The sequence below is a fragment of the Gilliamella sp. B3817 genome, from assembly GCF_026536705.1.
Taxonomy (GTDB): domain Bacteria; phylum Pseudomonadota; class Gammaproteobacteria; order Enterobacterales; family Orbaceae; genus Gilliamella; species Gilliamella apicola_I.
In genome coordinates this window covers 162,345-189,168 of sequence record NZ_JAFNNV010000003.1, presented here as the reverse complement: position 1 = coordinate 189,168, position 26,824 = coordinate 162,345, and the positions used below count along the sequence as shown (strand labels likewise).

Sequence of the window (26,824 nt, the reverse complement as noted above, 5' to 3'; positions counted from 1 at the left end):
AGCTTACTTAAAGTCTATTTTATTTATCTAAATACTTAGCTGACTAATTAAATGGAAAATAAGCTATATATGAAAAAAAATATCAAAATCCCTGTTATATTTTTGGTTATCCTAACAGTTGCCTCTTTTTTAATCTTTTTAGGTTCTCGAAATGATGCCGTCACCGTGGCTAAAAGCATTAAATCTGGCGTATTAACCGCAGATGAGATTAATATTGCCTTTCAAAATGTGAGCGGAAAAGTCATCAAACGATTTGTCGAAGAATCACAATTTGTAAAAAAAGGGGATCCGTTAATGCAATTAGAAGATGTCGATACTAAGTTAGCTATCGATCGTCTACAAGCGCAGGTTGACAGCCAAAAAGCGGCAGTTGCTCAAGAACAAGCTGCCATTGCGATCACCGAAAACGAAACAAATTTATCCGAATTATCCACTTGGCGTAAAATTGAAGAAGTGAAAGCAAATTTAGAAGCCGCTAAATCAGCTCAAAATTTAGCTCAAATGGAGTTTGATCGTCAAACCCAATTACGTAAAACAGGGGGAAACTCGCAATCGCAACTTGATACCGCCCGTAATGCCTTTACGGTTGCGAAAATGCAAGTTGTTCAGATTCAAAGCCAATTATCCACCTTAATGATTGGTGCAACACCTGAACAAATTAATCAATTTGAGCAAACTCGAAATGCAACAGGTATGACAATACAATCTGTTACTATTGCCCGACAAAAACTTCAAAATCGACAAAATCAGTTAGCTCAGCTCCAAGCACAACTTGCACAAGGTGAAGCTGACTTAAAACAGCTACATATCAATTATCAACGATTAACATTAACGGCTCCTGAAGATGGCAAAGTATTAAAAATCATGTTTGAAGATGGTGAATTAGCTCCGACAGGCGCACCAGCAGTGTTATTAGAGACCGATCGTAAATACATTGATATTTATGTAAACGAAAAAATGGTTAATGACTACCAACCTGGCACAACGGTTAAAGCCAATGTCATCGCGCTTGATAAAGAGATAAAAGGTAAAGTTCGTTTTGCAACCGCAGCACCTTCTTTTGCGGATTTACGTATGACACGTGAACGTGGTCAAGCTGATTTAACCTCTTATCAGGTCAGAATATATATGGAATCTATTCCAAAACTTTTAACCGGTATGACAATCGAGGTTGATCAATGATGCAAAACATCATTAAATCTATGCTTGAAGAACTTGACGCAATGTTGTCAGGTCACTTCATTCCATATTATAAAGTTGCAATAGGATTAGCAGCCATTGTTGCGCTAATCTTTTCCATTGTGTTAAGTCATGGTGCCGTTTTTGAAGGTAAGATTGCGGTTATTGATCTTGATGGTTCACATTATTCAACGGAATTAATCAGTAAAGTCAATACTTCGCCTTATATCGAAGTATCCGAAGTCATCCGATCACCGGTGAATCCTATCACTTTAGTTTCGCACGATCGCAATTTAGGGGTACTTTATATTCCTAAAGGATTAGAGAAAAGTCTTAAAAAAGGTGACCAAACTGTTCGTTTAGGGTATTTTGCCGATGATACCAATGATGCACAAAATGCCAAAGTGTTACAAAGCTTAAATGAATATATTCCTGAGTTAGGGGCTGAACTTAGCGTTGGTAAAGTGTCTGCATTAGGTTTAGGACATGAAGGGACAGAAGCCACCTTATCGCCAATGCAACTTAAAACGCGCTATATGTTCAATCCAGCTAGCTCTTCCACTATATCGACAATTATCTATTTTGTTTACTTCTTTTCGTCACTGACGTATGGATTAACTTCTTTAATGATTGTCGGTCGTTTAAAAGTCACTGGCATGTGGAATACAGTTTTAGAAAGAGGCTTTGTTGCACTATTAGCAAGAACAGTCCCTTATGCATTATTTTATACGACCGGATTAACATTAATAACCGCCGTATTAGTGATCTTTGGACAATTACGTTTTGATGGTAACTATTTTATTTTTATACCAAGCATTTTCATGACCGGACTTGCATTTGGTTGGTTAGGTTTTTTACTTTCCTGGAAAACCAATAATCCAGGTGAAGGTGCAAGCAAAATGATTTTCTTAGTGCCACCAGGATTTATTATGGGTGGATCAACCATGGCGGTCGGGATTATGCCACTTTGGACTTACTATGTTAGTCATGCATTTCCTTTAGTCTGGCTATTTCGATTCTTCCGAGATATCGCCATGCGAGGACGTTCACTGATTGATATGCTATCTACCTATGGCATTTTCATTATTTATTTAACTGTCATTGCGTTTGTGGTGATGATCGTTTTTGAACGAACGCAAAAATCCATTGCACAACCCAAAACCGACCTAAGCTAAATCGTTAATAAAGTTATTGAAACTCTCATTGGGTTTCAATAACGACTTTCACTGTATTAAACTTTGGACTCAACGTTATTTCTTTTTATTGATAAAATTTCTAAATATCTTGGTCAAATTATCCAATTTGTGATCTTCATCACTTCATTAAACGAAATACACGTTATTTTTTTGATGATTTAAGTATTTTTCATTATCCATTCAAGTTTGCTAATTAACTGAATAACAATACAATATTTTTTTAAGTTATTATTACTCCCCTTACCCTTTCTTTCACTTCCTTTCAAATGAAAAGGTTTTCACGTTTTTACAACCAAAATTGGTTTTGTGACTCACCTATCATTTTTCGATCCTTTGCATATGTTTAAATTGAATAACAGAATGAAAGCAAAACAAGTAATTATGTTATGAATGATTTAATAATGAATACATTGCAACGTCGAGAAAAAATTATTTATTTACTCGGTAAAGAAAATACCGTTTCAGTCAATAAATTAAGTAAACTTTTTAAAGTTTCAACTGTCACCATTCGTAATGATCTTCGCCATTTAGAACAAAAAGGTTGTATATTGCGTTCCTATGGCGGTGCTATGCTAAATAAAGCTTTCGCTTTTGATAGACCTTTACAAGATAAAAGTCGTATTAACTCTACCATTAAAAATAAGATTGCCCAAAAAGCGGCAGAAATGGTTAAAGATGGTGATCGCATTATTCTCGATTCAGGGTCAACAACTGCAGCCATGGTGCCTTATCTGCGTGAAAAACAAAATCTCATTGTTTTTACCAATGCAATTAATATTGCCTACGATTTATCAATCAATACTGACATTGAAGTCATCATTGCTGGCGGTAATATTCGAAAAAAAGCCTTTTCTATTTCGGGACCAACCGTAGAACAACAACTTAAAATGTATCATTTTAATAAACTTTTTTTAGGTGTTGATGGCTTTGACCTTAGCGCAGGTATCACAACACCCAATTTTGGCGAAGCATCGGTTAATCGAGTCATGTGTCAAGTTTCAGGTCAAATCATTGCGATAACGGATTCAAGTAAATTTGGACGTAAAAGCTTTTGTATGATTGAAAAAATCAATCCTATTGAAACGCTGATTACAGATTCAAACATTCCAAAAGAATATTTAACGCAATTACACACATTAGGCATTAATGTGGTTATTGCCAATCTATAAACTTTTCTCTTTTTTTATTTTTATGACTTAACAAACAGGATCACAATTATGCAACAATACTTAAATTATTCGAAAGAGTGGTTAGAACAACACGGCGCAATTCATACGGCTAAAGAAATTTGTCAACAACCTAAAATTTGGCGTGATTTGCTTCAATTACTTTCCCAAAAACAACCTCAAATAGAAACCTTTCTAACCCCTTTACTTGCTGATCCGAATTTAGTTATTATCCTTACCGGTGCGGGATCTTCCGCTTTTGGCGGTGTCGCCCTTGCACCATGGCTAAGAGAACAGACTAAACGCAATGTTTATGCTTATGGCACTACTGAAATTGTTGCTGATCCATTACAATATCTATCTGCCCATAAAAAAACATTAATTGTCTCGTTTGCTCGTTCTGGCAACAGCCCTGAAAGCGTTGCAACCGTAAAATTAGCCGATCAAATCGTTTCAGATTGCTATCACCTATTGTTAACCTGTAATCCCAATTGTGCATTAACCGATTATGCTAACCAAAAAAATAATGCTCAGCGTATATTTCAATTAGTCCTGCCAGAAGGAACGCATGATCTTGGGTTTGCGATGACATCGAGTATTAGTAGCATGATATTAGCCACACTGCTGCTTTTAGGCGGTATCGATACTCATGATGCAAATGATGCAGTCATGAAAATTGCCACTATTTGTGAGCAACAACTTTTAAATTGGCAAACCATCACAAAACAATTAGCCCAAAAAAATCATGAACGAGTAATTTATGTTGGTAGTAGTTGCTTCACTGGCACCGCTCAAGAAGCCGCATTAAAAATTTTAGAACTCACTGCCGGTAAAATTGCAACCCGATTTGATTCAATATTAGGTTTACGCCATGGCCCTAAATTTATGATTAATGAAAAAAGTCTAGTGGTATGTTTCTTTTCTAACGATGCTTATATCCACCAATACGATATCGATTTATTTAATGAGTTAGAACACGATCGTATCGCAACAGATGTACTTGCTTTGAGCGGTCAGCAGAGCACGCATAAACAAATATTGTCGGTTGATTGTCATCTTTCCGATTGTTGGTTGATTTTTCCTTACTTAGTTTTTGCTCAAATGTTAGCGTTTGAAAAATCACTGAGTGTTGGATTAACCCCTGACAATCCTTGTCCTACCGGTGAAGTGAATCGAGTTGTAAAAGGTGTGACCATTTATCCATTTCATCAAATTTAAGTCATCAATCCGATTAAACCTTTAAATAAAAGGATATAAAAATATGAGTACTCCCAATATTCTTATGACACGTATTGATAACCGCTTAGTTCATGGTCAAGTCGGTGTGACTTGGGTGAATGCGCTTGGCGCTAATCTTTTATTAGTTGCCAATGACAGCGCTGCGCAAGATCCGGTACAACAAAATCTGATGGATATGGTTATTGCAGAAGGAATTCAAACGCGTTATTTCACCTTGCAAAAAACTATCGACATTATTGGCAAAGCAGCTGAACGTCAAAAAATCTTTATTGTTTGTAAAACACCTCAAGATGTTCTAACTCTAGTTAAGGGTGGCGTACCCATTAAATTTGTCAATGTTGGTAATATGCACTTTTCTGAAGGGAAAAAACAGATCCATAAAACGGTATCCGTTGATGACAATGATATCGCTGCTTTTAAAGAGCTGGAAAAGTTAGGCGTCACTTGCGAAGTTCGCCGTGTACCGGACGAATCTGGCGAAAAAATAGCAGATTTACTCAATCTATCATCATAGCAAGAGGGGCAAATTATGTTAATGGATGCTTTATTGATAGGACTACTGGCCGGTATTGCTGGCGTAGACTTATTTGACGGACTTACGCATTTACACAGACCAATCGTAATTGGACCGTTAGTTGGGTTGATTTTGGGTGATGTAAAAACAGGTTTATATGTGGGTGGTTCATTAGAACTGGTCTGGATGGGCATGGTTCCACTCGCCGGCGCACAACCTCCAAATGTTGTTATAGGCGGCGTGATTGGTACCAGTTTTGCAATTTTAACACACACCGAGCCTAAAGTTGCCATTGGGATAGCGGTTCCCTTTGCCATAGCGGTACAAGGTTGTATTACCCTTTTATTTACATTCTATTCGCCAATGATGCACAAATGTGATCGCTATGTTGATCAGCTCAATTTTAAAGGTATTGAGTGGGTGAACTATCTGGGGATGATAATTCTATTTTGTTTCTATTTCATTGTCGCATTTTTACCTATCTATTTTGGTGCTGATGCAGCAACCGCGTTAGTTGAAAAATCACCTAAATGGTTATTAGATGGGCTTAGTGTCGCGGGCGGAATGATGCCAGCAATTGGTTTTGCAATGCTAATGAAGATTATGATGAAGAAAACGTATGTTGCTTACTTTATTTTAGGTTTTCTGGGGGTGACCTATCTTAATTTACCTATTTTAGCAATTGCGTTAGGTGCTTTAGCCATTGCAATGATTGATTTTTATAATTATAGCCGTGATAACAATGACAGTAACAAGTCTATAAGCGCAACTTCAGTGGAGGTAGAAGATGGAATTTAATGATGATCATGACAAAAAAATGGCAGATAAAGAAGAAAAACGTATGGCACAAGCACTCGCCACAAGTAAAGTTTCCGCAGATACGTTTACCGACCAAAGCCAAGATGTCACACTAACTAAAGGTGATATAAACCGAATGGCGTTTCGCTCATTGGCGTTGCAAGCATCATTTAATTACGAACGGATGCAAGCTGGCGGTTGGCTTTTTACCGTATTACCTGCATTGCGTAAAATTCATAAAAATAAGGATGATCTAAAAAATTCTATGCACATGCATATGGAATTTATCAATGTTCATCCTTTCGATGCGACCTTTTTATCTGGATTAGTCTTAGCCATGGAAAAAGGAAAAGAAAACATATCGACTATTCGGGCGGTAAAAGTTGCCTTAATGGGGCCATTAGGCGGAATCGGTGATGCGCTATTTTGGCTCACCTTATTACCAATCTGCGCAGGGATTGGCGCCTCATTAGCTTTAGAAGGAAGTCTGTTTGGTCCGATCATTTTTTTGTTAATGTTCAATTTAGTCCATTTCGGTCTACGTTTTGGACTTGCTCATTACGGTTATCATGCTGGCACCAGTGCGTTACCTTTATTAAAATCCCATACTAAGCGTATTTCACACGCGGCCTCCATTGTCGGTATGACCGTCATTGGTGCACTGGTTGCCTCTTACGTGCATTTTTCAACGCCGTTAGAAATTAATGCGGGTCAAGCGCATATTGCGTTACAAGCGGATGTGCTCGATAAACTTATGCCGAATTTGTTACCACTTGGATTTACATTAACTATTTATTACTTGATGAAACATAACTTTTCACCCGTTAAATTAATTGGGTTAACGGTGATTATTGGTGTGGTCGGCAAATTAGTGGGAATTTTATAGAGGAAATTTATGTTAGGCGTAATATTAACAGGTCATGGTAGCTTTGCTACCGGACTTTTTGAAGCAGCAACACAAATCATTGGTGAACAAACACAATTTAATGCCGTTAATTTTCCTGATGGCATGAGTAGCGAACAATTAGCAGAACAGTTAAATACGGCATTAAAACAGTGTGATCGTGGTCAAGGTGTGATATGTTTGACAGATATTGTTGGTGGTTCGCCTTTTCGACTAGCCGCCATGTTGAGTTATCAATATAATAATATTGAAGTGATAAGTGGGACTAATCTGCCATTATTACTTGAAATATTATTACAGCGAGAGGATCTGGACTTAGCAACAATTCGTCAAGAAACCATTGAAAATGGGCAAAGAGCGATAACGAGCTTATGGCACGAGCACCAAAAAAAATCACCTAAAAATGAGGAGTGTTCTGATGGAATTTAAGCAAATCCACGCCAAACAAGTGTTAACACTGGTTGGCTGGCTTAATAATGTCATTGTCACCATTCAAAACGGAATCATCACGGATATCACACCGAGTGATAAACCGTGTCCTAATCAAATCAAACTATTACCAGCACTGATTGATACGCATATTCATGGTGTCATGGGCGCCGATACCATGGATGCGACCCATGAATCACTCAATACCATGAGCAATTTTTTAGCCCAACATGGGGTAGGTGCTTTTTTGGCAACGACGGTGACAGAAAGCCATGACAAAATCGAAGCCGCATTACGACAAGTTAAAAACAGCATTCAGCAAGGCGTAACAGGCGCAACTTTGTTAGGTTCTTATCTGGAAGGCCCTTTTTTTAATGCTATTCATAAAGGTGCCCACCCAGAAGCATTACTGCAAGCCCCCGATCGCACTACAATTGAAAAATGGCTAACCTTAGCCGAAGGAACATTAAAGTGTATCGCTTTAGCGCCCGAGTATCCCAATGCTTTAGCCATTATCAAATGGTTACGTCATCAAAATATTCGGGTCATGATTGGGCATACTAATGCAGATTATCAAACAACAAAAGCTGCACTTTTAGCAGGCGCAAGTGGCGTAGTGCATTGCTATAATGGCATGTCAGGATTACATCATCGTAACCCAGGTGTAGTGGGTGCAGCTCTCAGCATAGATCACTGCCAAACCGAAATCATTGTTGATGGTCACCATGTACACCCTGCCGCAGTTGCAATTGCCCATAAGTGTTGTGGTGAAAATTTACTTTTAATCACCGATGCTATGCGCGCAACGGGTATGCCTAATGGTGACTATTATTTAGGTCAGTTGCGAGTGCATATGAAAGATAATGTTGTTCGCACCGATGATGGAAACTTGGCAGGTAGCACATTAACTCTTGATTGTGCAGTTAATAATTTGGCAAACTTTACTAATACTTCTTTTGATAAGGCTTGGCTACATGGTAGTTATTACCCAGCCAAAGCATTAGGCATAGACAACACATTGGGTAGCATTGCGCCAGATAAAATCGCTAATTTGGTTGTTCTTAACGAACAAAATCAATTGATTGCAACTTTAGTCAAAGGCAATATCGTTTATCAATCTAATCAATTCAACGAACAATATATCACTCACCCAAAACAAGTTTAATAAATATGGAAAATGCCTGAATAATAACTCATCATTAATAGCAATTGAGTTTTGATTTAAGCAAATTAGGAGATCAGATGAAAAAGATAATATTAAAGGGAATCATAGCATTAACAACTGTTTTATCTTTCAATGTACCAGCTATCGAAACAGTGAACGATTTTACATTAGAACAAGTTGTTGTTTTTAGTCGCCATGGTTTGCGAGCACCATTAGCTAGCCCTAATAGTACGTTGGGTAAAGTCACGCCCAATCAATGGCCGCAATGGGATACGCCTGCGAGTTATTTAACGACTCGTGGTGGAGCATTAGAAAGCTATTTTGGTCACTATTTCAGTGAATGGTTAGTCGATAACAAATTATTAAATCAAGATCGTTGTCCAAACGACCAAGATGTTTATATTTATACCAATAGTTTGCAACGCACAATTGCCACCGGACAGTTTTTTGCAGTTGGTGCTTTTCCGGGTTGTCTTGTGCCGATTATCCATAAAGAAAAACTTGGCAGCATGGATCCGCTATTTTTCCCTGTCATTGATGATAATAGTTCAGCCTTTAAACAAGCTGCAATTAATTCAATTAACCAAACTGCCGATACCAAAGGCATTGAAGGGCTGAATGAAAAACTGGGTAAAGCATATCAAGACATGTCGACTATCCTAAATTACCCTAATTCAACCAATTGTATTACACATAAACAGTGTGATTTTGCACATTTACCCACCGAGCTTATTATTGAAAAAGGCAAGGAACCTGGCATAACAGGCGCACTTCGCACGGGAACATCCATTGCTGATGCTTTTATATTACAATATTATGAAGGATCGCCTTTACATGATATTGCTTGGGGGCAGATAAAGGATAAACAACAATTCGAACAATTAGTTGCGATCAAAGAGCACTACAATAGCGTTTTATTTGGATCGCCCGTTGTGGCAAAACAAGTGTCAGCAAAATTAGTTAATTATATCAATCACGCTTTTTCAGAGAATGAAGTACATCCTAAATTTACGCTGTTAGTGGGACATGATTCCAATGTAGCCTCTCTACTTTCAACAATTAAAATTAAGCATTACACGTTACCAGAGCAGTTTGAAACCACCCCTATTGGTGGGAAAATTGTCTTTCAAAAATGGCGTAATAATCACAATGGCGAAGCACTGATGAAAATTGAATATTTTTATCAATCCACCGACCAGATCCGTGACTTAGTACAATTAAACCGTCAAAACCCACCGCATAAAGTCGTATTAGAAATGGAAAATTGTCCTATTAATGCTAATGGATTTTGTTCATTTTCAACTTTTAAACAAGTGCTGAATCATCTCATCCAATAACATTAATTTTATCGATCGTGTGCTTAAAAAGTCACTTAAGCACACTCTATCTAATTCTAAAACCTAACGATGTATTTTGGAGTTAACCGTGAATCACTCATTTCGTAAAAATAAAATGAGTTCACCATTATAACTATAAAATCACTTTTTAGTGACAATACATACCCCCATTATTAACTGACAGTAAGTGACTGCCAGTGTAATAAATTAACGCTCATTTCAAGTTAATTACCCATACTTTTCTATTATAATTTTCCTGCACTTCCACAAATGCGAATTTTTTCTTCCACAATTTTCGCCATAGCTAATTTAGCTGGTTGCATATAATGTCTTGGATCGTTAGCATCTGGGTGATGATTAAAATCTAGCTTTAACGCATCTGAAAAAGCAATTTTTAATTCTGTTGCCACATTCACTTTACAAATGCCTAAGGAAATCGATTTTTTTACCATCACTTCAGGGATACCCGATGCGCCATGTAATACCAGTGGAATATCAACTTTATCGCGTATTTTGGCTAACCGTCCAAAATCAAGTTTAGGTTCACCTTTATAGAGCCCATGAGCTGAACCAATGGCAACAGCCAGCGAATCGATACCTGTGCGCTCGACATACGCTTTGGCGGCATCCGGATCTGTAAATGCACTCTCTTTATCTTCAACAATTAAATCATCTTCTTGCCCACCAAGCCTACCTAATTCGGCTTCAACACTTGCATTATATTGATGACTAAATTCAACCATTTTTTTCACAATTTCAATATTTTCTTCATAGGGATGATGTGAAGCATCAATCATAATCGAGCGAATACCCGCCTCAATTTTTTCTTTAATATCACTGATGTTTTCGTGGTGATCCAAATGTAACGCAAATGGAAAGCGCAGCATTTGTGCTGCGGTTTTGCAAATATTAATTAAGTAGGGTGTGCCTGCATATTGATAAGTTGACGGTGTTGCTGCGAGTATAACCGGTGATTCCATTTTTTTAGCTGTATCAACCACAACTTGAATGGTTTCCAGATTGTGTATATTAAACGCAGGTACGGCATATTTTTCACGTTGGGCTTTTTTTAACATCTCTTGACTAGAAATAAGATACATAAGTCACTCCTAATTAACCTTATATTTTTAGATAATTTTTGTAATTTTCACTTGTTGATAATAGTGGTCGTAATGACGCATATTCACAAACCCTGTCTGTGATTCCATGGCATTGAGCATTCCCATCGTCATAGCTCGAGCTAACATCACTTCAATCGATTCATTTTCATGCAAGCTGACTGCCAGCCCAGCTAAAGTAATATCTCCTGAACCCACCGGATTAATGACCTTAATTTGGGGAATTGAAGCTTGATAATATTGATGATGGCAACGCGCAAACGCTCCATTTTTCCCTAATGAGATAACAATAATCGGAATGTCACTTAATAACGGATGGTTGAGTACTTGGATTAATGAATGGGTATCATCCGCATCAATCTTCATCTCAATGATTTGTTGTAATTCTTCTTTATTTGGCTTGATTAAATAAGGTTTGTGTTTTGAAATCAGTGTTGCATAGAGCATTTTGCCTGATGAATCTAACAACACCGGAATTTGACGTTTTTCAGCTTGTTCAATTAATTTAACATAAAAATCGATGGGAAAACCTTGAGGCAATGACCCCGATATTGTAATGATTTTGGCTTGCTCAAGCATGGTTTCATAATGGTTCAGAAATTGTTCAACATCATTACTGTCCAACTCTGGGCCTGACTCTAAAATTTCGGTTTGATTGCCTTCATGCAAAATAGCAATGCAGTTTCTTGACTCCTGTTTAATTATATAAAAGCAATAAGCAATGTTATCTTTGTCTAACTGCTTTTTAATGTATTCACCAGTTGTTCCACCAATAATGCCAGAGGCTAAAACAGGTATACCAGAAAATTTTATACCTCGGGTCACGTTAAGCCCTTTACCGCCAGCTGTCTTTTTTACATTCGATACCCGATTAATATCATCAATAATTAATTTATTTAAGGGGTATGCGATATCCACTGAAGGATTCATTGTAATCGTTAATATCATATTCTCACCTACATGTTAATGCTTTGTGAGAAATAACCATTGAGCAACCGTAATCTTTAAACTAACACCTATTTTCAACTGGTTAAAAAACGATTCAAACCATATTGATGAAAATAGCATTTTTCGATCCACTCAATTATCTTAAAAAAGTAGTACACCATGACCAGAACAATATCTTAAACCGCTATTAAATTGACGCCTTGCTGCTCAAATTCTTGTCGACACTTATTATCAATACCCGAATCAGTTATGATAGTGTCTAATTTATTGAGCGGTAACACGATGTTGATTCCATTGCGTCCAAATTTAGATGAATCTAAAACTGCGACGACTTTTTTAGCGGCATTCGCCATAATACTACTAATGGTGTAACCTTCATTAAACGTTGTTATTCCTCGTTTTGCATCGATTCCATCTGCGCCGACAAATAAAATATCAGCAGAGATGCCGTCTAACGATTGCTCAGCAATTTTTCCATGAAAAGAGCGCGTCTTGTGTCTGAGTGTTCCACCACATATAAATAACATAATGTCACTATTGTCGGAGAGAATAAAAGCAGAGGTAAGACTATTGGTAATGACAGTGATATGCTTTAATTTAACCAGTTCTTCAGCTATCAACATCGTGGTGCTACCACTATCTAAAATAATAATATCGCCTTCTTTAACATGTTTAACTGCTTCAATTGCAATGCGTTTTTTAGCTTCAATAAATCGCTGATAACGTTCTTCTAATTGCAATTCTTTAAATGATTTGATGTCATCATTGTCAATAATTTTGGTTGCACCACCATGAAATCGGCTTAGCACGCCTTGTTTTTCTAATAATCTAAGGTCTGTTCTAATGGTCACTTCAGAAACACCATACTGTTCTGACAGATCACTGACCAATACCGTACCTTTCATATTAAGAATATCTATAATTTGTTGGCGTCTTTCACTTGCGTTCATAATATTTCCTTTTTCGAAATCTTTTCAGCAGTGTATAACAAACAAAATCAAAAGATAAGTTTTCATTTTCAATGATTGACGTTAATCAATAGTTAATTGCAGTTGAGCAATATTTTTCCATTCATGGCTCGCCCATTTAAACTGGTAACTTGCTCAATAAACGAATCAAAATCACCGATACCGGCAACCAGTTCATCCAGTTTTATTTTTCCTTCCACAAAAAATTGGCTTACCAGTTGCCACTCTTTGCCTGGCCATGGCGCAGAATAATTCATCCAACTACCTAAAATTTGTAGTTCTTTTCGTAGAATTAAACTAAATATTTTTTCTGAAAGCGTCAGATCATTATGTAAAGTGCCAACCAAACCAATTTGAGCTCGTGGGCCAGCAATCTCAATGGCGAGTTTAACGGTAATCGGTGATCCAGCCGTTTCTAATACCAACTGATCAAACCGATTGATTGATAATGCTTGATAAATTTCATCTGCTGTAAGGTCTTTTGAGTTATAGACCTGATCTGCGCCTAAGCGTTTAGCTAGCAGAAGGCGATCGTCATTAACATCAAGAACAGTTACCGTTTTTGCATCCATTGCTTTTGCGCATTGCATAGCAAGCAATCCAATTGTACCGCCGCCTACAATGACCACGTTTTTATCTTGGCAACCACCAGCTAATAAAATGGCATGCATTCCCACTGTCATTGGTTCGAAAAAAGCCCCTTGAAGTGGTGTAACGCCTTTTGGCAATTTAAAGGCATTTTTTTTATTTAATAAAATGTACTCAGCAAATCCCCCCGTTATTCTTGAGCCAACAAAGGTATAGTGCTTACAAAGTGAGTAATAATGTTTTTTACACTCATCACAAGCAAAACATGGCAATAAAGGGGCACATGAGATTAAATCACCTATTTCAAATTCGGTCACACCGCTACCTAATTCTGTCACAACACCACTAAATTCATGCCCCAGTGTAATAGGGTAAAAATGTGCGCCATGATGAAATATTCGAGGTATATCCGAGCCACACAATCCCGAATAAGCGACTTTAACTAAAATCTGATCCGGTGAGATTATTTGGGGTACTGGAATATCCTTTATAGATAACGTACCTCCTTCATTGACTAGAATGACTTTCATTTTATGTTCCTTTTTAAATAATCAATTTTGTTAATGCATGCTTTCACTGACATTTCAGTGAAAGCATAGGAATCAACTTCATTTCAATAACTTATTGCTTAGTGTTTATCGCCTCTATTTACTTAATTTTGCCCAGTTGCACCTTGATATTTTCGAGCTCGTTTCCATGTTAAAAATAGGCAGAAAAGATAGAAAATCCCAATAGCGATAAATCCAATAGGTTGTTTCAAATTGACTAGTTGAACCATGATATAAGTAATAGGCGATCCACCTTGATCCATAGCACCGACTGAAATACCGGTATCGGAATTGATCGTACCTGCATTGAGGGCTAATTGGGTCGTAAGCGGAATCATTTGTGTAGCAATCCATAGCGTGATAGCAATGATGATGGAACCAGAAAGAATAATTCTAAATAAATTACCTTGGTGAATCGCTACCCCCATCGCAATGAAGAAGCCAATCGTTGCCAAATCCCCAAAGGGTAAGACCTCATTACCCGGTAATATAATGGCGATAAAAATACTTAAAGGAATAAAAATTAAACTAGCCGAAACAACGGTTGAATGTCCTAATAATAGAGCAGGATCTAAACCAATAAGAAAATCTTGCCCACCAAATTTAGATTGTAAATGTTTACGTGCCTGTTTAGATATTGGTGTTAAGCCATCCATAATCGGTTTAATTACGCGTGGCATCAATAACATTACTGCGGCTGTTTGAATAGCAAGTTGTAATGTCTCTTTAACGCCATATCCGGCTAATATTCCTAACAAGATCCCCATAAATAATCCAACAGTGACCGGTTCGCCAAACGCGCCAAATCTTTTTTGCATGTCAACGGCGTTAAAGTTAATCTTATTAATAACAGGTATTTTCTCAATCACAGCATCAACAAATACCGCAATTGGTCCACAATAAGCAGATGTGCCATGCGGAACAGCAATGCCTTCAAGTTCAAAAAACTCTTTAGTATCTTTGGCAAACCAATCCCCTAGCTTATAAGCAATAATGGCATGGACAATCACACCAGCGATACCTAACCAGTAGGATCCAGATGCGATATAAACCAGTGCACCAGTAAAGGTCATATGCCAAATATTCCAAATATCAACATTAACAACTCGAGTGAGTTTAGAAACCAACATCACAATATTGACGGCTATAGCAATGGGAATTGCAACTAAAGCAATTTGTGATGCCCATGTCATCGGCGCAGCGCCGGGCCAACCAACATCAATAACATTCAAACTGATATCAAATCTTTCTGCCATGGCTTTTGCTGCTGGTCCAACTGAACTTGTGAGCAACCCCACAACCAAACCGATTCCAACAAAACCGATGCCTATATGAATACCAGCTTTTAAGGCATCACCCACTTTCATTCTTAACACTAACGAAAAGAGAATAATCACAATCGGCAACATGACTGAAGGGCCAAGATCCAAAATGTACTGCATAATTTCGGTAAACATATACTTATCCTTTTAGAATCGACAATATTTTATCTTTTAGCTGATCAATCCCTACCCCCGAAACAAAAGGCATACCGTGTACAATCGGGATATCACCAAAAGTTTGATCCATTCTGGCTGTAGTACAGATCAAATCGACATCATCAATAAAAGTATTAATTTCATTAATACGACACTGAACAAGATCTAACTTAATATTATTTTCTTTGCAGAGTTCTTTTATCTCTTCTGCAGCCAAAGTTGATGTTGCAACTGCACCACCACACGCAACAATAATCTTTTTTTTCATAATGCCTCCTAAACAACTTTCTAATTAAATATCACGTTATTAAATCGCTCAGCTATCTGATCTTGCTGTGCGTTTAATAAGAAGTGATAGAACTCTTTATCTTGTAAATTTGAAAATAATGCTTTTAAAAGCGTGAGTTGATCTTCTGGTGAAGTCACGACCAGTGAAATGATTAATGAAACTTCTACAATACTGTCTTCATCTGCTCGATTAAACGCAACAGGTGATAGTGTTCGAACAATAAAGATAGCCGGCGATATAGCATGCTCTGCTTCACAATGAGGAATGGCAACCGCATAACCATCAAGCGCAATACCCGTTGGAAATGTTTTTTCCCTTTCTATCAATGCTTCTAAATGACTTTTTTTGACAATCCCTTTTTGTTGTAGTTGTTCACTAATATAAGTAAGCGCTTCTTGTTCATTGTTAAATCGAAGATCATCTTCGATAAAGAGCTGACATTTGTTCATCTTTGATCACCCTTATTGCCTTTCTTCATTTTTTTAATAAAACTTTCGAAATCAAAAGTTATAATGAAAGATTATTTTCTTTCGAAATTAAAAGCAAATGACAATTATTATTTTTGTGATCGAAATCTATTTTTTAAGTAAAATTTGAAATTGATTGTGATAAATTTATGATTGGGCATAATATAGTTCATGATCTTCATCACAAAAGCGCGTTCTCGATATTGAAAATATCATTAAAATACTCAGAATATTATTGATAAAAAACGGAAAGGTAAGAGGTCTTTGTGTCACAAAAAACTCAACAGGTATTTGTATTAATGGGGGTATCAGGAAGTGGTAAATCAGCTGTTGCCAAACATGTGGCTTATGATCTTGATGCCGCTTTTTTAGATGGTGATTATTTACATCCTAAAGCCAATATTTTAAAAATGCGCAGTGGTATGCCTCTAGATGATGAAGATAGAATGCCGTGGCTTCGTTTAATTAGTGATGCAGTATTTGCCATGAGCAATGTTAATCCTATTTCAATTATTATATGCTCAGCGTTAAAAAAACAATACCGAGATATTATTCGAGGCGAAAATAAAAATATTCATTTTATTTATTTAAAAGGTGGGTTTGAGGTCATTGCAAACCGTTTAGCTGAACGTCAAGGTCATTATCAAAAAACGGGAATGTTACAATCCCAATTTGATACTTTAGAAGAACCATCACAAGATGAAAACGATGTTTATACCGTTAATATCGAACAACCTTTAGCCGATGTAGTCAATGATACCGAATGTATCATACAGAAAATCTGTAACAGCTAAACAATCACTCAAAGCAATGATTGTTAATCAGTTGGTAATGTATCATCAACTATTCTGCCGATGTATCGGCAGAATAATCGAGATAATTTATCATTATTTTTTAATAAAATTATCCACTAATAAATTTACAACATCCCCCATTTTGCCACTCAATGATGCTTTGACGCTATATAGCGCCATTCCCATCACTTGAGACGCTTGAATTTCCGGTGGCATAACCAGCTCATTAGCACTTGTTTTGACATCTAATAAGGCAGGTCCAGAATGTGCTAAAAATGATTGCATCGCTGCTTCAAGTAAATCTGAATCTTCTACTCTGATCGAAAACAGTCCCATTGCATTAGCCACTTTAGCAAAGTCTGGATTGTGTAAATCGGTGTAATGATCCACAATTCCTTCTACTTTTTGCTCTAATTCGACAAAGTTGAGAGAGCTGTTATTTAATACAATAATTTTTATCGGTAACTGTTCTTGAATTGTCGTCAGTAAATCCCCTAATAGCATACTAATGCCACCATCACCCGATAACGTTATCACTTGTCGGTTAGGAAATGCTTTTTGTACGCCTAAAGCTTGTGGCATAGCATTAGCCATGGTGCCATGTTTTAAACTGATGACCGTGCGTCTTTTTCCATTAGTATTAAAGTGTCGACAAGCCCAAACCATTGCTGAACCCACATCAGCACATAGAACAGCATCATCATTAGCATATTTATCAACTAATTCCGTTAAATATTGCGGATGAATCGTTGATTTTGAAGGCATGGCTTTTTTGTTCAATTTATCCATTGCTTTCATATATAATTGGCGGCATTTTTCTAAAAATGCAGCATCTTGTTTTTTTTCAACTAAAGGGATTAAAGCCGCCAAAGTAGGTTGACTACTGCCGACAACACCTACACTCACTGGATGACGTCGACCAAGGTGAGTTGCATCGATATCAACTTGAATAATGGTGGCATCATTTGGGTAAAATTGAGACCATGCAAAATCAGCGCCTAACATTAGCAGCACATCACACTCTTTAATGGCGGTTAATCCTGATTCAACGCCAAACATGCCCGTCATACCGACATTATAAGGGTTATTGTATTCGACAAAATCCTTACCTCTTGATGTATGCACAATGGGCGATTTCAATTTTTCGGCAAGTGCAATTAATTCATCATGAGCGCCATTCGCGCCTTGTCCGGCAAAAATAGCCACTTTTTGATTTTTATTTAAGATTTCTGCAATTTGGGTAAGCTCTGTATCTGATGGGCGAATGATCGGATTAGGATGATAAATTTTATGCCCACTTTTATCTTCCACTTTTTCTAAACTAATATTATAAGGGATAACCAGAACAGCAACGCCACGTTGATTTACTGCGGCTTGAACGGCAGCCGTCGTAATCTGTCTTGCTTGAGTAGGATCGTTAATTTGACGACAAAATACAGAACAATTTTTATAAACAGACTCAAAATCAACTTCTTGCGGGAAATCTGTTCCCTGTTGTGAGGTAACCAGTTGACTGGCTAAGAGAATAACAGGTGCTTTATTGCGCTGAGCTTCATAAATACCATTGATAAAATGTAAGCTTCCCGGCCCACAAGAACCTGCACATGCAGTTAGCTGATCAGTCAGATAAGCCTCGGCTCCTGCTGCAAAAGCTCCAACTTCTTCGTGTCGAACATGCACCCACTCAATGTCACTTTTTTTAATGGCACTGGTAATGTAATTGAGTGTATCACCCACAATACCATAACAGTGTTTAACACCAGCTTCCTCTAAGACTTCGATAATAATTTGTGCAACTGATTTTTTTAATGACATACTGTCTCCTAGACACAATTAACAGATTAAATAATCTAAGTTAACTAAATTACACCTAAGTTTTAATAAAGCGAATAGGTTATGAAAAAAAAAGCAAAAAATGTTAAAAATGTAATGTTCGTTAATTTTTTTGAGAATAAACTTTTTTGGAAAATATTCCCTATTACAATAAATCAAGGTAATATGGTTAAAATCCAATCGTTCTCATAGAGTGACTTTTTGTGGAAAATTTGTCATCCGGGCAAAATTTATTAACCTCTTTAACTGCATTTTTGCCTCATTACTTTATCGAATATTATCCGCTTATTACTGTTTGTTTATTGCTATTTATAGCAATTTTAATGTTTTCATTCAGCAAATTAAGAATGGATATTATTGCATTGCTAACCATTACAGCTATTTCAGTCACGGGTATTTTAACGCCTGCTGAAGCGTTTTCGGGGTTTAGCGATCCTAATATCATTTTAATTGCGTTATTGTTTATCATTGGTGAAAGTTTAGTCCGTACTGGCATTTCGTTCAAAATGAGCGAATATATTCTTAAGGTATCCGGAAAAAATGATGTTCGAATTATTACCTGTATTATGCTCGGTGTGGCGTTACTGGGTTCAATAATGAGTTCCACAGGCGTTGTCGCTATCTTTATTCCTGTTGCCATCAGTATTGCCAATCATACGGGTATTCATGTTAAAAAATTAATGATGCCACTGTGTATTGCCGCTTTAATTAGTGGCATGATGACATTGGTTGCAACCGCACCTAATCTGGTGGTTAATAGTGAGTTAAATCGAGCAAATTTAACCGAATTCGGTTTTTTCTCTATCACCCCTATTGGGTTAGGCGTGCTTGTTGTTGGCGTCATTTATTGTATATTAACGCGCAATTGGTTATTAACAGCTCAACAAGTTTCTCCGACAAATACCCAGCCACAAAGAAGAAAAATCACAGATTTAATCAGAGACTATAAATTAATTGGTCGGGCACATCGTGCACAAATATTACCAGGCTCGCCTTTTGTTGGTCGTACGATTGATGGTCTACATTTACGAAGTGAACACGGTGTCAATGTTATTGGTATTGAACGTTGGCGAAAATTTCAAAAAGTATTAATCCCCGTAAATGGGGCAACAGAATTTCGGGAAAACGATATTTTATTATTAGATATGTCCCACTCCGAAGCCGATTATCGAACATTTTTATCGACCAATAATCTTGAACCTAAAGTTTTACGAGGTGAATATTTTTCGGAACAAGTGAAAGAAGTTGGCATGGCAGAAGTGGCGCTATTACCTGAATCGTCACTTTGTGGCAAAACACTCAATGAAATCGATTTTAGAGAAAAATACTTTTTAACCGTAATTGGAATTTGGCGTAATCATGCCCCTGTTGATACCAATAACTTATTCCAAGAACGTTTAGAAATGAGTGATACTTTACTGGTATGTGGGGATTGGGGATCGATTCAAAAATTACAAACTCGTACCAATGATTTTGTTGTTTTAGATTATCCGTCGGATATTGATGATGTTGCACCTGCAAGTTCTCAAGCATTTGCAGCATTAATTAATTTGGCCATTATGATTATATTGATGGTAACGGGGCTTGTTCCTAATGTCGTAGCTGCCCTAATAGCTTGTCTTTTAATGGGAGCAACACGCTGCATCGACATGAATAGTGCTTATAAATCGATACACTGGCCAACACTCATTTTGATCATCGGTATGATGCCGTTTGCTTTAGCACTGAATAAAACCGGCGGCATTTCGCTCATATCGGCATGGTTAGAAATTCATTTACGTTCTTTCAGTCCGTATATGGTGCTGACCTTCATTTTCTTATTATGTTCAACTGTTGGTCTCTTTATTTCTAATACGGCTACAGCAATACTCATTGCCCCTATTGCAATTGATCTGGCAATAAAATTTGGTTATTCACCTTATCCGTTTGCAATGACTGTGGCTATAGCGACCTCTGCTTCCTTTATCACGCCGGTCTCTTCGCCGGTAAAAACCATGGTCGTTGCGCCAGGTGGTTACAGCTTTAGTGACTTTGTAAAAGTCGGTGTACCTTTAACCTTTCTCGTTATGGCGGTGAATATTGCATTAGTACCTATATTTTTTCCTTTTTAATTATTAATTCATCATCAGTTTGATAAAACCAACATATCGATTCTTTTTGATTAAAGATTCTTAATGAAAATTAAGTTATAATTATCCGAGTTTTTTGATGATGGACTATAGACATATGCCACAAACAGCCAAGCCATTAAATATTATTTTTGCTGGTACTCCTGACTTTGCAGCAACCCATTTAAAAGCATTAATTGATGCTAAACATAATGTCATTGCGGTTTTTACTCAGCCCGATCGCCCTGCCGGACGTGGTAATAAGTTAACCGCAAGTTCGGTTAAACAATTAGCAATTGAAAATCATCTTCCTGTTTATCAACCGGCAACACTCAAAACGGAAGAAAATCAAAAAATCATCGCGGAGCTAAATGCCGACATTATGATTGTGGTGGCATATGGTCTTATTTTACCGCAAGCTGTGCTTGATATGCCTAAACTAGGTTGTTTAAATGTGCATGGTTCATTACTACCAAGATGGCGAGGCGCAGCTCCTATTCAACGCGCTTGTTGGGCTGGAGATACTTTAACCGGTATCACAATTATGCAAATGGATGCTGGGCTTGATACGGGTGATATGTTATATAAACTCACCTGTCCAATTGAACCTTCTGATACAAGTGCAACGTTATATAACAAACTGGCGCAATTAGGTCCACAAGGACTACTTGATACTTTAACACTCATTGCTGAAGGGAAAATCCAACCTGAAAAACAGGATCCATCACAGGTCACTTACGCTGAAAAATTATCTAAACAAGAAGCTAAACTTGATTGGAATTTATCGGCACAGCAACTTGAACGTTGTGTTCGCGCCTTCAATCCTTGGCCTGTTAGTTATTTTGAAGTTAATGGTGAACCAGTGAAAGTATGGCAAGCAGAAGTGATATCCACTCACCACAATCAACCAGTCGGTACTATTTTACAAGCAGACAAAAAAGGGATATGCATTGCAACAAGCGATGGTGCATTAAATATGACACTGTTACAACCAGCCGGAAAAAAACCGATGTCAGCTCAAGATTTATTAAACTCTCGCAAAGCTTGGTTTGTTGTTGGTGAAAAACTAAGTACCAACTAATTAATCAATGTAAAAAATTACAGGATGAATCATCCTGTAATGATTATCTTTTTTTAGCCAGCAAAGTCGCAAATCTCAATTTAATTCGATTACCATGACTATCGGTTTTATGTAATTCTCCAACATTTTCGTTATATTTCAGTATTTCCCAATCCTGATAATATTCCCGCAATTCATTTTCTTTAAACGTAAATGAAAAACCCACAGAACAAGGATAATCAGAAGTAGACATAGCGCTTACAATAAGATTATAACCACCCGATTTAGTCAATTTTTGCATATTATCAATAATTTTAGGGATTTTTTCAGGTTGTAAAAACATCATGACAACCGTTGAAAGAACAAAATCATACTCACCTTCTAAATTTGCTTGATTGATATCATATACTTTTGCATTAATGTGCTTTAGGTTTTCATCATTGATGATTTGATTTAAATTACCAATACTTAATTCGGATTTATCAACTGCATTCACATCAAAACCAAGTAGCTGTAAATAGAGCGAATTGCGTCCCGAACCACAGCCTAAATCCAATACCTTTCCTAACGGGATAATTTTGCTTGCCGCTAGCACTTCAGAATGTGTTTTGGTCATTTGATACTTTTTAAAAGTATAGTCTTCTGGTAAACAGTAAAATGATAGTTGGCATTGTAAATTTTCAGATACCTGAGCGATACGATGCCATTGCTGAGGCAAAATAAAGGGAGGCTGGTGAGAAACATCATAATGATGTTGCGATATGATTTCCCCTTGTTCAGTTAATATCTCAAAATCGATACTGCCCACCAGGATATTGAGCTTAGCCCAAGTGCCAACTTGCGTATTATGTTTTTCACAAAATGATTGAGGTAATGATTTAGCATTCCAAACAGGTAATGTTTTATAACAAATTAGGTTTTTCAAAATTTTATCACGAGTTAACTAAATTAATAGTTGACTATTATAGTCAATTATTGATGAGATAAACAACGTTTTGTTGGTAACTCAGCAACCAAAACAAAATCATTAAAAGTAAATTTATAGTAGCGAAGTTGACTTTATCAACATATAATCTTCATCATCCTAGACTGTATAGTAAAATAATAGAGGAAAACTTTATGGGATTTTTAACAGGTAAACGCATACTCGTTACCGGTGTTGCAAGTAATCGTTCTATTGCTTATGGTATTGCACAAGCAATGCATCGTGAGGGTGCAGAATTAGCATTCACTTATCAAAGTGATAAATTAAAAGCACGCGTTGAAGAATTTGCGGCTGACTTTGGTTCTAAAATCGTGTTACCTTGTGATGTTGCTCACGATGATAGTATTACTAACCTATTTACAGAACTGGCAAAAACATGGGATAAATTTGACGGTTTTGTTCATGCTATTGCTTTTGCGCCTGGCGATCAATTAGATGGTGACTATGTTAATGCCGTCACTCGTGAAGGTTTTGCTATCGCTCACGACATTAGTTCTTATAGCTTTGTTGCAATGGCTAAAGCATGTCGTTCGATGTTGAATCCAAATTCAGCGTTAGTGACCCTTTCTTATCTTGGTGCTGAAAGAGCGATCCCTAACTATAATGTAATGGGTCTTGCTAAAGCGTCTCTAGAAGCAAACGTGCGTTATATGGCAAATGCTATGGGGCCAGAAGGAATTCGTGTGAATGCTATCTCTGCTGGTCCAATTCGTACTCTTGCTGCATCAGGCATTAAAGATTTCAAAAAAATGCTATCACATTGTGAATCGGTTACGCCAATTCGTCGTACAGTTACAATTGAAGACGTGGGTAATTCTGCGGCATTTTTATGTTCAAACTTAGCATCGGGTATTACGGGTGAAGTTGTGCATGTTGACGGTGGATTTAGCATTGCTGCAATGAACGAGTTAGAACTTAAATAATGGGTATTATTTAAAAAATAAAAAAAGGGCATCAACATTGATGCCTTTTTTATTCGTCTATTTTCTAATTTTTTAGGATTAAAAAAGGCAGTTATTACATTAATTATATTTCATCCTTTGGTTTTTGAATCTATTCAGATATATCGTAAGTTCCACACTTTTCTTGTAAGAATTCTTTATCGACTGTTTTTATCGTGTTAACACTAACACGATGTTAATCATTATTCATTTCATGATCTTTTATCATTTCATTGGTCAGTTTTAGTCAAAAATAAAAATTATGAATACTTATCCTTCATTTTCCGTTAAAATCTTAAGATGTTTGCTCAATACAAGTTTGTTGGAGAAAAAATGAAAATAGCAAAAAATACAGTAGTCAGTTTGGCATATCAAGTTCGCACTAAAGACGGGGTTTTGGTTGACGAAGCAACAGCTGTTGCACCTCTAGAATATTTACAAGGCGCTGGTAATTTATTACAAAAGCTTGAAAATGCACTAGAAGGCCATCAAGTTGGTGATAAATTTGATGTTGAACTTATCAATGCTTACGGTGATTTTAATGATGCACTGGTGCAAAATGTGCCACGTGATGTATTTGTCGGGGTTGATGAACTTGAAGTTGGCATGCGCTTTTTTGCTGATACCGACCATGGCGCTTTACCTGTTGAAATTACCGCAATTGATGGGGATACTGTGACAATTGACGGAAATCATATGTTAGCGGGACAAGATTTAAAATTTAATGTTGAAGTATTAGCTATTCGTGAAGCAACAGAAGAAGAAATTGCGCATGGACATATCCATGGTGAACATGGTCACGAACATGGGCATGGTGGTTGTGACTGTGGCGGACACGATCATGAAGATGAAGAAGATAGTGGTTGTTGTGGTGGCGGTCATGGAAGCTGCGGTTGCCATTAAGTCATCATATTAATTTACAAAAAAGCGCTATCAAGCGCTTTTTTTGTCATCATGTGAAATATTATTCATTTTTTTGAGAAACAGTTCACAGTTTTCTCAATTTTCAATTCTTTTAAGCCAATTTTCTAAGAATAATTAGTTTTTTTATGAGTGGAATACAAATACTATGCATCCTCTATGTCCAAAACTGATGCCGAGAGAAAAACTTTTACAATTTGGTGTTGAAATGCTAAGTGATGCAGAACTGCTTGCGCTATTTTTACGGACAGGTACACGAAAATTACCTGTTTTAGAACTAGCTCAAAATTTATTAAATGAATTTGGCTCATTTTATCATTTAATGAACGCTACTCATGAGCAGTTTTGTAAAAAACATGGATTAGGTACCGTTAAATATACTCAGCTCAAAGCTGTCGTTGAATTATCGCACCGATATTTGAAAGTAAAAATGACAAATGAAAATTATCTCACTTCACCTTCGTTAACTCACCATTATTTAGCTAGTCGCTTAGCTAACAAAGATCGTGAAATCTTCATGGTTATTTTTCTGGACAATCAAAATCACGTCATTACATCTGAAGAAATGTTTATTGGTACTTATAACTGTGTAGAAGTTCATCCCAGAGAAGTAGCCAGAAAAGCATTACAATATAATGCTGCCTCTTTAATTTTAGCCCACAATCACCCTTCTGGTTTAGCAGAACCAAGCCAAGCAGATCGGAATTTAACGCGCAAGTTGGATCAAGTTTGTGAATTAATCGATATCCGTATTATTGATCATATTGTAATTGGTAAAGGTGAATATGTCTCATTTGCTGAACGTGGATGGATTTAATTGTTATTTTTACTTACAATAGAGGTCAATATTTAAAAAGTCTAATTGTGAAAATAATATGAGACAACAAATTGAATTATTAGAAACCAAAGTTGCGTTTCAAGAAATCACCATTGAAGAATTAAACCAAGCAGTAACCAACCTTCAAGCCGATGTTAGTAAACTAAAAGAGCAATTAATGTTATTATCACAAAAACTACAAGCCACTCAAACATCGAATATTGCTAATTTATCTGAGGAAACCCCACCACCACACTATTAATTATGTTTATAGTCAGATATCTCAATGATGAAATAATAATGTAGCCTATTTTTAAAAAACTATTAATACTTATTTATTAGATGCTCTTAAATTAACATTAGAAATATCCAGAAGAGTTATAAAAACATCGATATCTAAATCTACTTAAAAATAAATTAACATTGAAATTTCAATTAAACTAATCCCTCTCAATAGATTTTCATGCCATATGTTTATTAAAAACAACATAAGCTTAATTTTTAATCAATTAAAGAATAGGAATATAGTAGATTTAGATACGATGAACTTAAGGATAAGGAAACCAAAGTTAAAGGATCTGTGATAGATATCATCAATAAAAAACCGGCGTATAGCCGGCTTTTGTATACAATGATTTAAAATCTTATTCAGCTGTTGCTTCTGCTTCTACTGCAGGGCGATCAACTAATTCAATATAAGCCATTGGAGCATTATCTCCGTCACGGAAACCACATTTCAAAATACGTACATAACCACCTGGACGGGTAGCAAAACGTGGACCTAGATCTGAAAATAATTTTTTCACTGTATCTTTATCACGGATACGAGCAAAAGCCAAACGGCGATTAGCTACGCTATCGCTTTTGGCTAGCGTAATTAACGGTTCAACAACACGACGCAACTCTTTTGCTTTAGGCAATGTAGTTTTGATGATTTCATGTTCAACAAGTGAACTAGTCATGTTACGAAACATTGCTTGACGATGGCTGCTATTTCGGTTCAGTTGACGACCACTTTTACGATGGCGCATAAC

At 36.7% G+C, this 26,824-nt stretch carries 27 protein-coding genes; 17 read left to right on the top strand and 10 right to left on the bottom strand.

The window, feature by feature from the left end:
- Positions 1 to 69: 69 nt before the first annotated feature.
- The 10 genes from J3U36_RS05880 (at position 70) to agp (ending at position 9,927) form a co-directional block, all read left to right on the top strand.
- Positions 70 to 1,182 carry an HlyD family secretion protein gene (locus tag J3U36_RS05880; protein ID WP_267379721.1) on the top strand — a complete coding sequence of 371 codons (1,113 nt, stop codon included), beginning with the start codon at positions 70 to 72 and terminating at the stop codon, positions 1,180 to 1,182.
- On the top strand, positions 1,182 to 2,354 hold the full coding sequence (locus tag J3U36_RS05875) for an ABC transporter permease (protein WP_267379718.1): 1,173 nt from the start codon (positions 1,182 to 1,184) through the stop codon (positions 2,352 to 2,354). The genes J3U36_RS05880 and J3U36_RS05875 overlap by 1 nt, the downstream gene beginning before the upstream one ends.
- Positions 2,355 to 2,773: 419 nt before the next feature.
- Positions 2,774 to 3,544, top strand: coding sequence for a transcriptional repressor AgaR (gene agaR, locus J3U36_RS05870; RefSeq protein ID WP_416379835.1), 771 nt, complete (start codon positions 2,774 to 2,776; stop codon positions 3,542 to 3,544).
- 48 nt (positions 3,545 to 3,592) lie between these two features.
- Entirely contained in the window at positions 3,593 to 4,759 is a 1,167-nt protein-coding gene (locus tag J3U36_RS05865) for an SIS domain-containing protein (protein ID WP_267379711.1), read from the top strand.
- 43 nt (positions 4,760 to 4,802) lie between these two features.
- Entirely contained in the window at positions 4,803 to 5,294 is a 492-nt protein-coding gene (gene agaV / locus J3U36_RS05860) for a PTS N-acetylgalactosamine transporter subunit IIB (protein WP_220216365.1), read from the top strand.
- 15 nt (positions 5,295 to 5,309) lie between these two features.
- Positions 5,310 to 6,092: a PTS N-acetylgalactosamine transporter subunit IIC gene (gene agaW, locus J3U36_RS05855; protein ID WP_267379709.1), complete on the top strand. Its 783-nt coding sequence runs from the start codon at positions 5,310 to 5,312 to the stop codon at positions 6,090 to 6,092.
- Positions 6,082 to 6,978 (top strand): PTS system mannose/fructose/sorbose family transporter subunit IID, encoded by an 897-nt coding sequence (locus J3U36_RS05850; protein ID WP_267379706.1) that lies wholly within the window; start codon positions 6,082 to 6,084, stop codon positions 6,976 to 6,978. Before agaW ends, J3U36_RS05850 begins: the two co-directional genes overlap by 11 nt.
- Before the next feature lie 9 nt (positions 6,979 to 6,987).
- Positions 6,988 to 7,425 carry a PTS galactosamine/N-acetylgalactosamine transporter subunit IIA gene (agaF, locus tag J3U36_RS05845; protein WP_220216362.1) on the top strand — a complete coding sequence of 146 codons (438 nt, stop codon included), beginning with the start codon at positions 6,988 to 6,990 and terminating at the stop codon, positions 7,423 to 7,425.
- Positions 7,415 to 8,590: an N-acetylglucosamine-6-phosphate deacetylase gene (gene nagA, locus J3U36_RS05840; protein WP_267379703.1), complete on the top strand. Its 1,176-nt coding sequence runs from the start codon at positions 7,415 to 7,417 to the stop codon at positions 8,588 to 8,590. Before agaF ends, nagA begins: the two co-directional genes overlap by 11 nt.
- 77 nt (positions 8,591 to 8,667) lie before the next feature.
- A complete protein-coding gene (gene agp, locus J3U36_RS05835) occupies positions 8,668 to 9,927 on the top strand; it encodes a bifunctional glucose-1-phosphatase/inositol phosphatase (protein ID WP_267379700.1) in 1,260 nt (419 codons plus the stop codon).
- Positions 9,928 to 10,172: 245 nt separating this feature from the next.
- Here agp and J3U36_RS05830 read toward each other — a convergent pair whose 3' ends face one another.
- The 7 genes from J3U36_RS05830 to gatA all read right to left on the bottom strand — a co-directional run bounded on the left by J3U36_RS05830 (position 10,173) and on the right by gatA (position 16,313).
- Positions 10,173 to 11,027: a tagatose bisphosphate family class II aldolase gene (locus tag J3U36_RS05830; RefSeq protein ID WP_267379697.1), complete on the bottom strand. Its 855-nt coding sequence runs from the start codon at positions 11,025 to 11,027 to the stop codon at positions 10,173 to 10,175.
- Positions 11,028 to 11,054: 27 nt separating this feature from the next.
- The gene (locus tag J3U36_RS05825) at positions 11,055 to 11,993 is read right to left on the bottom strand and encodes a hexose kinase (RefSeq protein ID WP_267379694.1); all 939 of its coding nucleotides are present in this window, start codon (positions 11,991 to 11,993) and stop codon (positions 11,055 to 11,057) included.
- A 176-nt stretch (positions 11,994 to 12,169) separates the two neighbouring features.
- The gene (locus J3U36_RS05820; RefSeq protein ID WP_267379691.1) at positions 12,170 to 12,943 is read right to left on the bottom strand and encodes a DeoR/GlpR family DNA-binding transcription regulator; all 774 of its coding nucleotides are present in this window, start codon (positions 12,941 to 12,943) and stop codon (positions 12,170 to 12,172) included.
- 92 nt (positions 12,944 to 13,035) lie between these two features.
- Positions 13,036 to 14,079: an alcohol dehydrogenase catalytic domain-containing protein gene (locus tag J3U36_RS05815; protein WP_267379689.1), complete on the bottom strand. Its 1,044-nt coding sequence runs from the start codon at positions 14,077 to 14,079 to the stop codon at positions 13,036 to 13,038.
- A gap of 122 nt (positions 14,080 to 14,201) precedes the next feature.
- Complete coding sequence (locus tag J3U36_RS05810) at positions 14,202 to 15,554, bottom strand: PTS galactitol transporter subunit IIC (RefSeq protein ID WP_220216355.1); 1,353 nt, start codon at positions 15,552 to 15,554, stop codon at positions 14,202 to 14,204.
- 4 nt (positions 15,555 to 15,558) lie between these two features.
- Positions 15,559 to 15,843: a PTS galactitol transporter subunit IIB gene (gene gatB / locus J3U36_RS05805; RefSeq protein WP_220216354.1), complete on the bottom strand. Its 285-nt coding sequence runs from the start codon at positions 15,841 to 15,843 to the stop codon at positions 15,559 to 15,561.
- A 20-nt stretch (positions 15,844 to 15,863) separates the two neighbouring features.
- Positions 15,864 to 16,313 (bottom strand): PTS galactitol transporter subunit IIA, encoded by a 450-nt coding sequence (gene gatA, locus J3U36_RS05800; RefSeq protein WP_267358887.1) that lies wholly within the window; start codon positions 16,311 to 16,313, stop codon positions 15,864 to 15,866.
- 317 nt (positions 16,314 to 16,630) lie between these two features.
- Here gatA and J3U36_RS05795 point away from each other — a divergent pair, with 317 nt between their 5' ends.
- Complete coding sequence (locus J3U36_RS05795; RefSeq protein WP_416379834.1) at positions 16,631 to 17,125, top strand: gluconokinase, GntK/IdnK-type; 495 nt, start codon at positions 16,631 to 16,633, stop codon at positions 17,123 to 17,125.
- A gap of 93 nt (positions 17,126 to 17,218) precedes the next feature.
- Here J3U36_RS05795 and J3U36_RS05790 read toward each other — a convergent pair whose 3' ends face one another.
- Positions 17,219 to 18,940: a thiamine pyrophosphate-dependent enzyme gene (locus J3U36_RS05790; protein ID WP_267379683.1), complete on the bottom strand. Its 1,722-nt coding sequence runs from the start codon at positions 18,938 to 18,940 to the stop codon at positions 17,219 to 17,221.
- Between the two features lie 272 nt (positions 18,941 to 19,212).
- On the opposite strand from J3U36_RS05790, the gene J3U36_RS05785 reads away from it, so the two are divergent.
- Positions 19,213 to 21,069, top strand: a complete 1,857-nt coding sequence (locus tag J3U36_RS05785) for an SLC13 family permease (protein ID WP_411589700.1) — start codon at positions 19,213 to 19,215, stop codon at positions 21,067 to 21,069.
- A 115-nt stretch (positions 21,070 to 21,184) separates the two neighbouring features.
- Positions 21,185 to 22,147, top strand: a complete 963-nt coding sequence (gene fmt / locus J3U36_RS05780; protein WP_267381808.1) for a methionyl-tRNA formyltransferase — start codon at positions 21,185 to 21,187, stop codon at positions 22,145 to 22,147.
- A 43-nt stretch (positions 22,148 to 22,190) separates the two neighbouring features.
- On the opposite strand, the gene tehB is transcribed toward fmt, so the two are convergent.
- Positions 22,191 to 23,051, bottom strand: a complete 861-nt coding sequence (gene tehB / locus J3U36_RS05775; protein ID WP_267358894.1) for an SAM-dependent methyltransferase TehB — start codon at positions 23,049 to 23,051, stop codon at positions 22,191 to 22,193.
- A gap of 194 nt (positions 23,052 to 23,245) precedes the next feature.
- On the opposite strand from tehB, the gene fabI reads away from it, so the two are divergent.
- From fabI to J3U36_RS05755, 4 genes are all read left to right on the top strand, one after another.
- Positions 23,246 to 24,034: an enoyl-ACP reductase FabI gene (gene fabI, locus J3U36_RS05770; protein WP_065558597.1), complete on the top strand. Its 789-nt coding sequence runs from the start codon at positions 23,246 to 23,248 to the stop codon at positions 24,032 to 24,034.
- 351 nt (positions 24,035 to 24,385) lie between these two features.
- Complete coding sequence (slyD, locus tag J3U36_RS05765) at positions 24,386 to 24,955, top strand: peptidylprolyl isomerase (RefSeq protein ID WP_267379676.1); 570 nt, start codon at positions 24,386 to 24,388, stop codon at positions 24,953 to 24,955.
- Positions 24,956 to 25,121: 166 nt separating this feature from the next.
- Positions 25,122 to 25,790, top strand: coding sequence for a RadC family protein (radC, locus tag J3U36_RS05760; RefSeq protein WP_267379674.1), 669 nt, complete (start codon positions 25,122 to 25,124; stop codon positions 25,788 to 25,790).
- A gap of 58 nt (positions 25,791 to 25,848) precedes the next feature.
- Complete coding sequence (locus J3U36_RS05755) at positions 25,849 to 26,052, top strand: SlyX family protein (RefSeq protein ID WP_267350314.1); 204 nt, start codon at positions 25,849 to 25,851, stop codon at positions 26,050 to 26,052.
- 382 nt (positions 26,053 to 26,434) lie between these two features.
- Here the strand turns inward: J3U36_RS05755 and rplQ are convergent, their stop codons facing one another.
- Complete coding sequence (rplQ, locus tag J3U36_RS05750) at positions 26,435 to 26,821, bottom strand: 50S ribosomal protein L17 (protein WP_065558593.1); 387 nt, start codon at positions 26,819 to 26,821, stop codon at positions 26,435 to 26,437.
- Positions 26,822 to 26,824 lie beyond the last annotated feature (3 nt).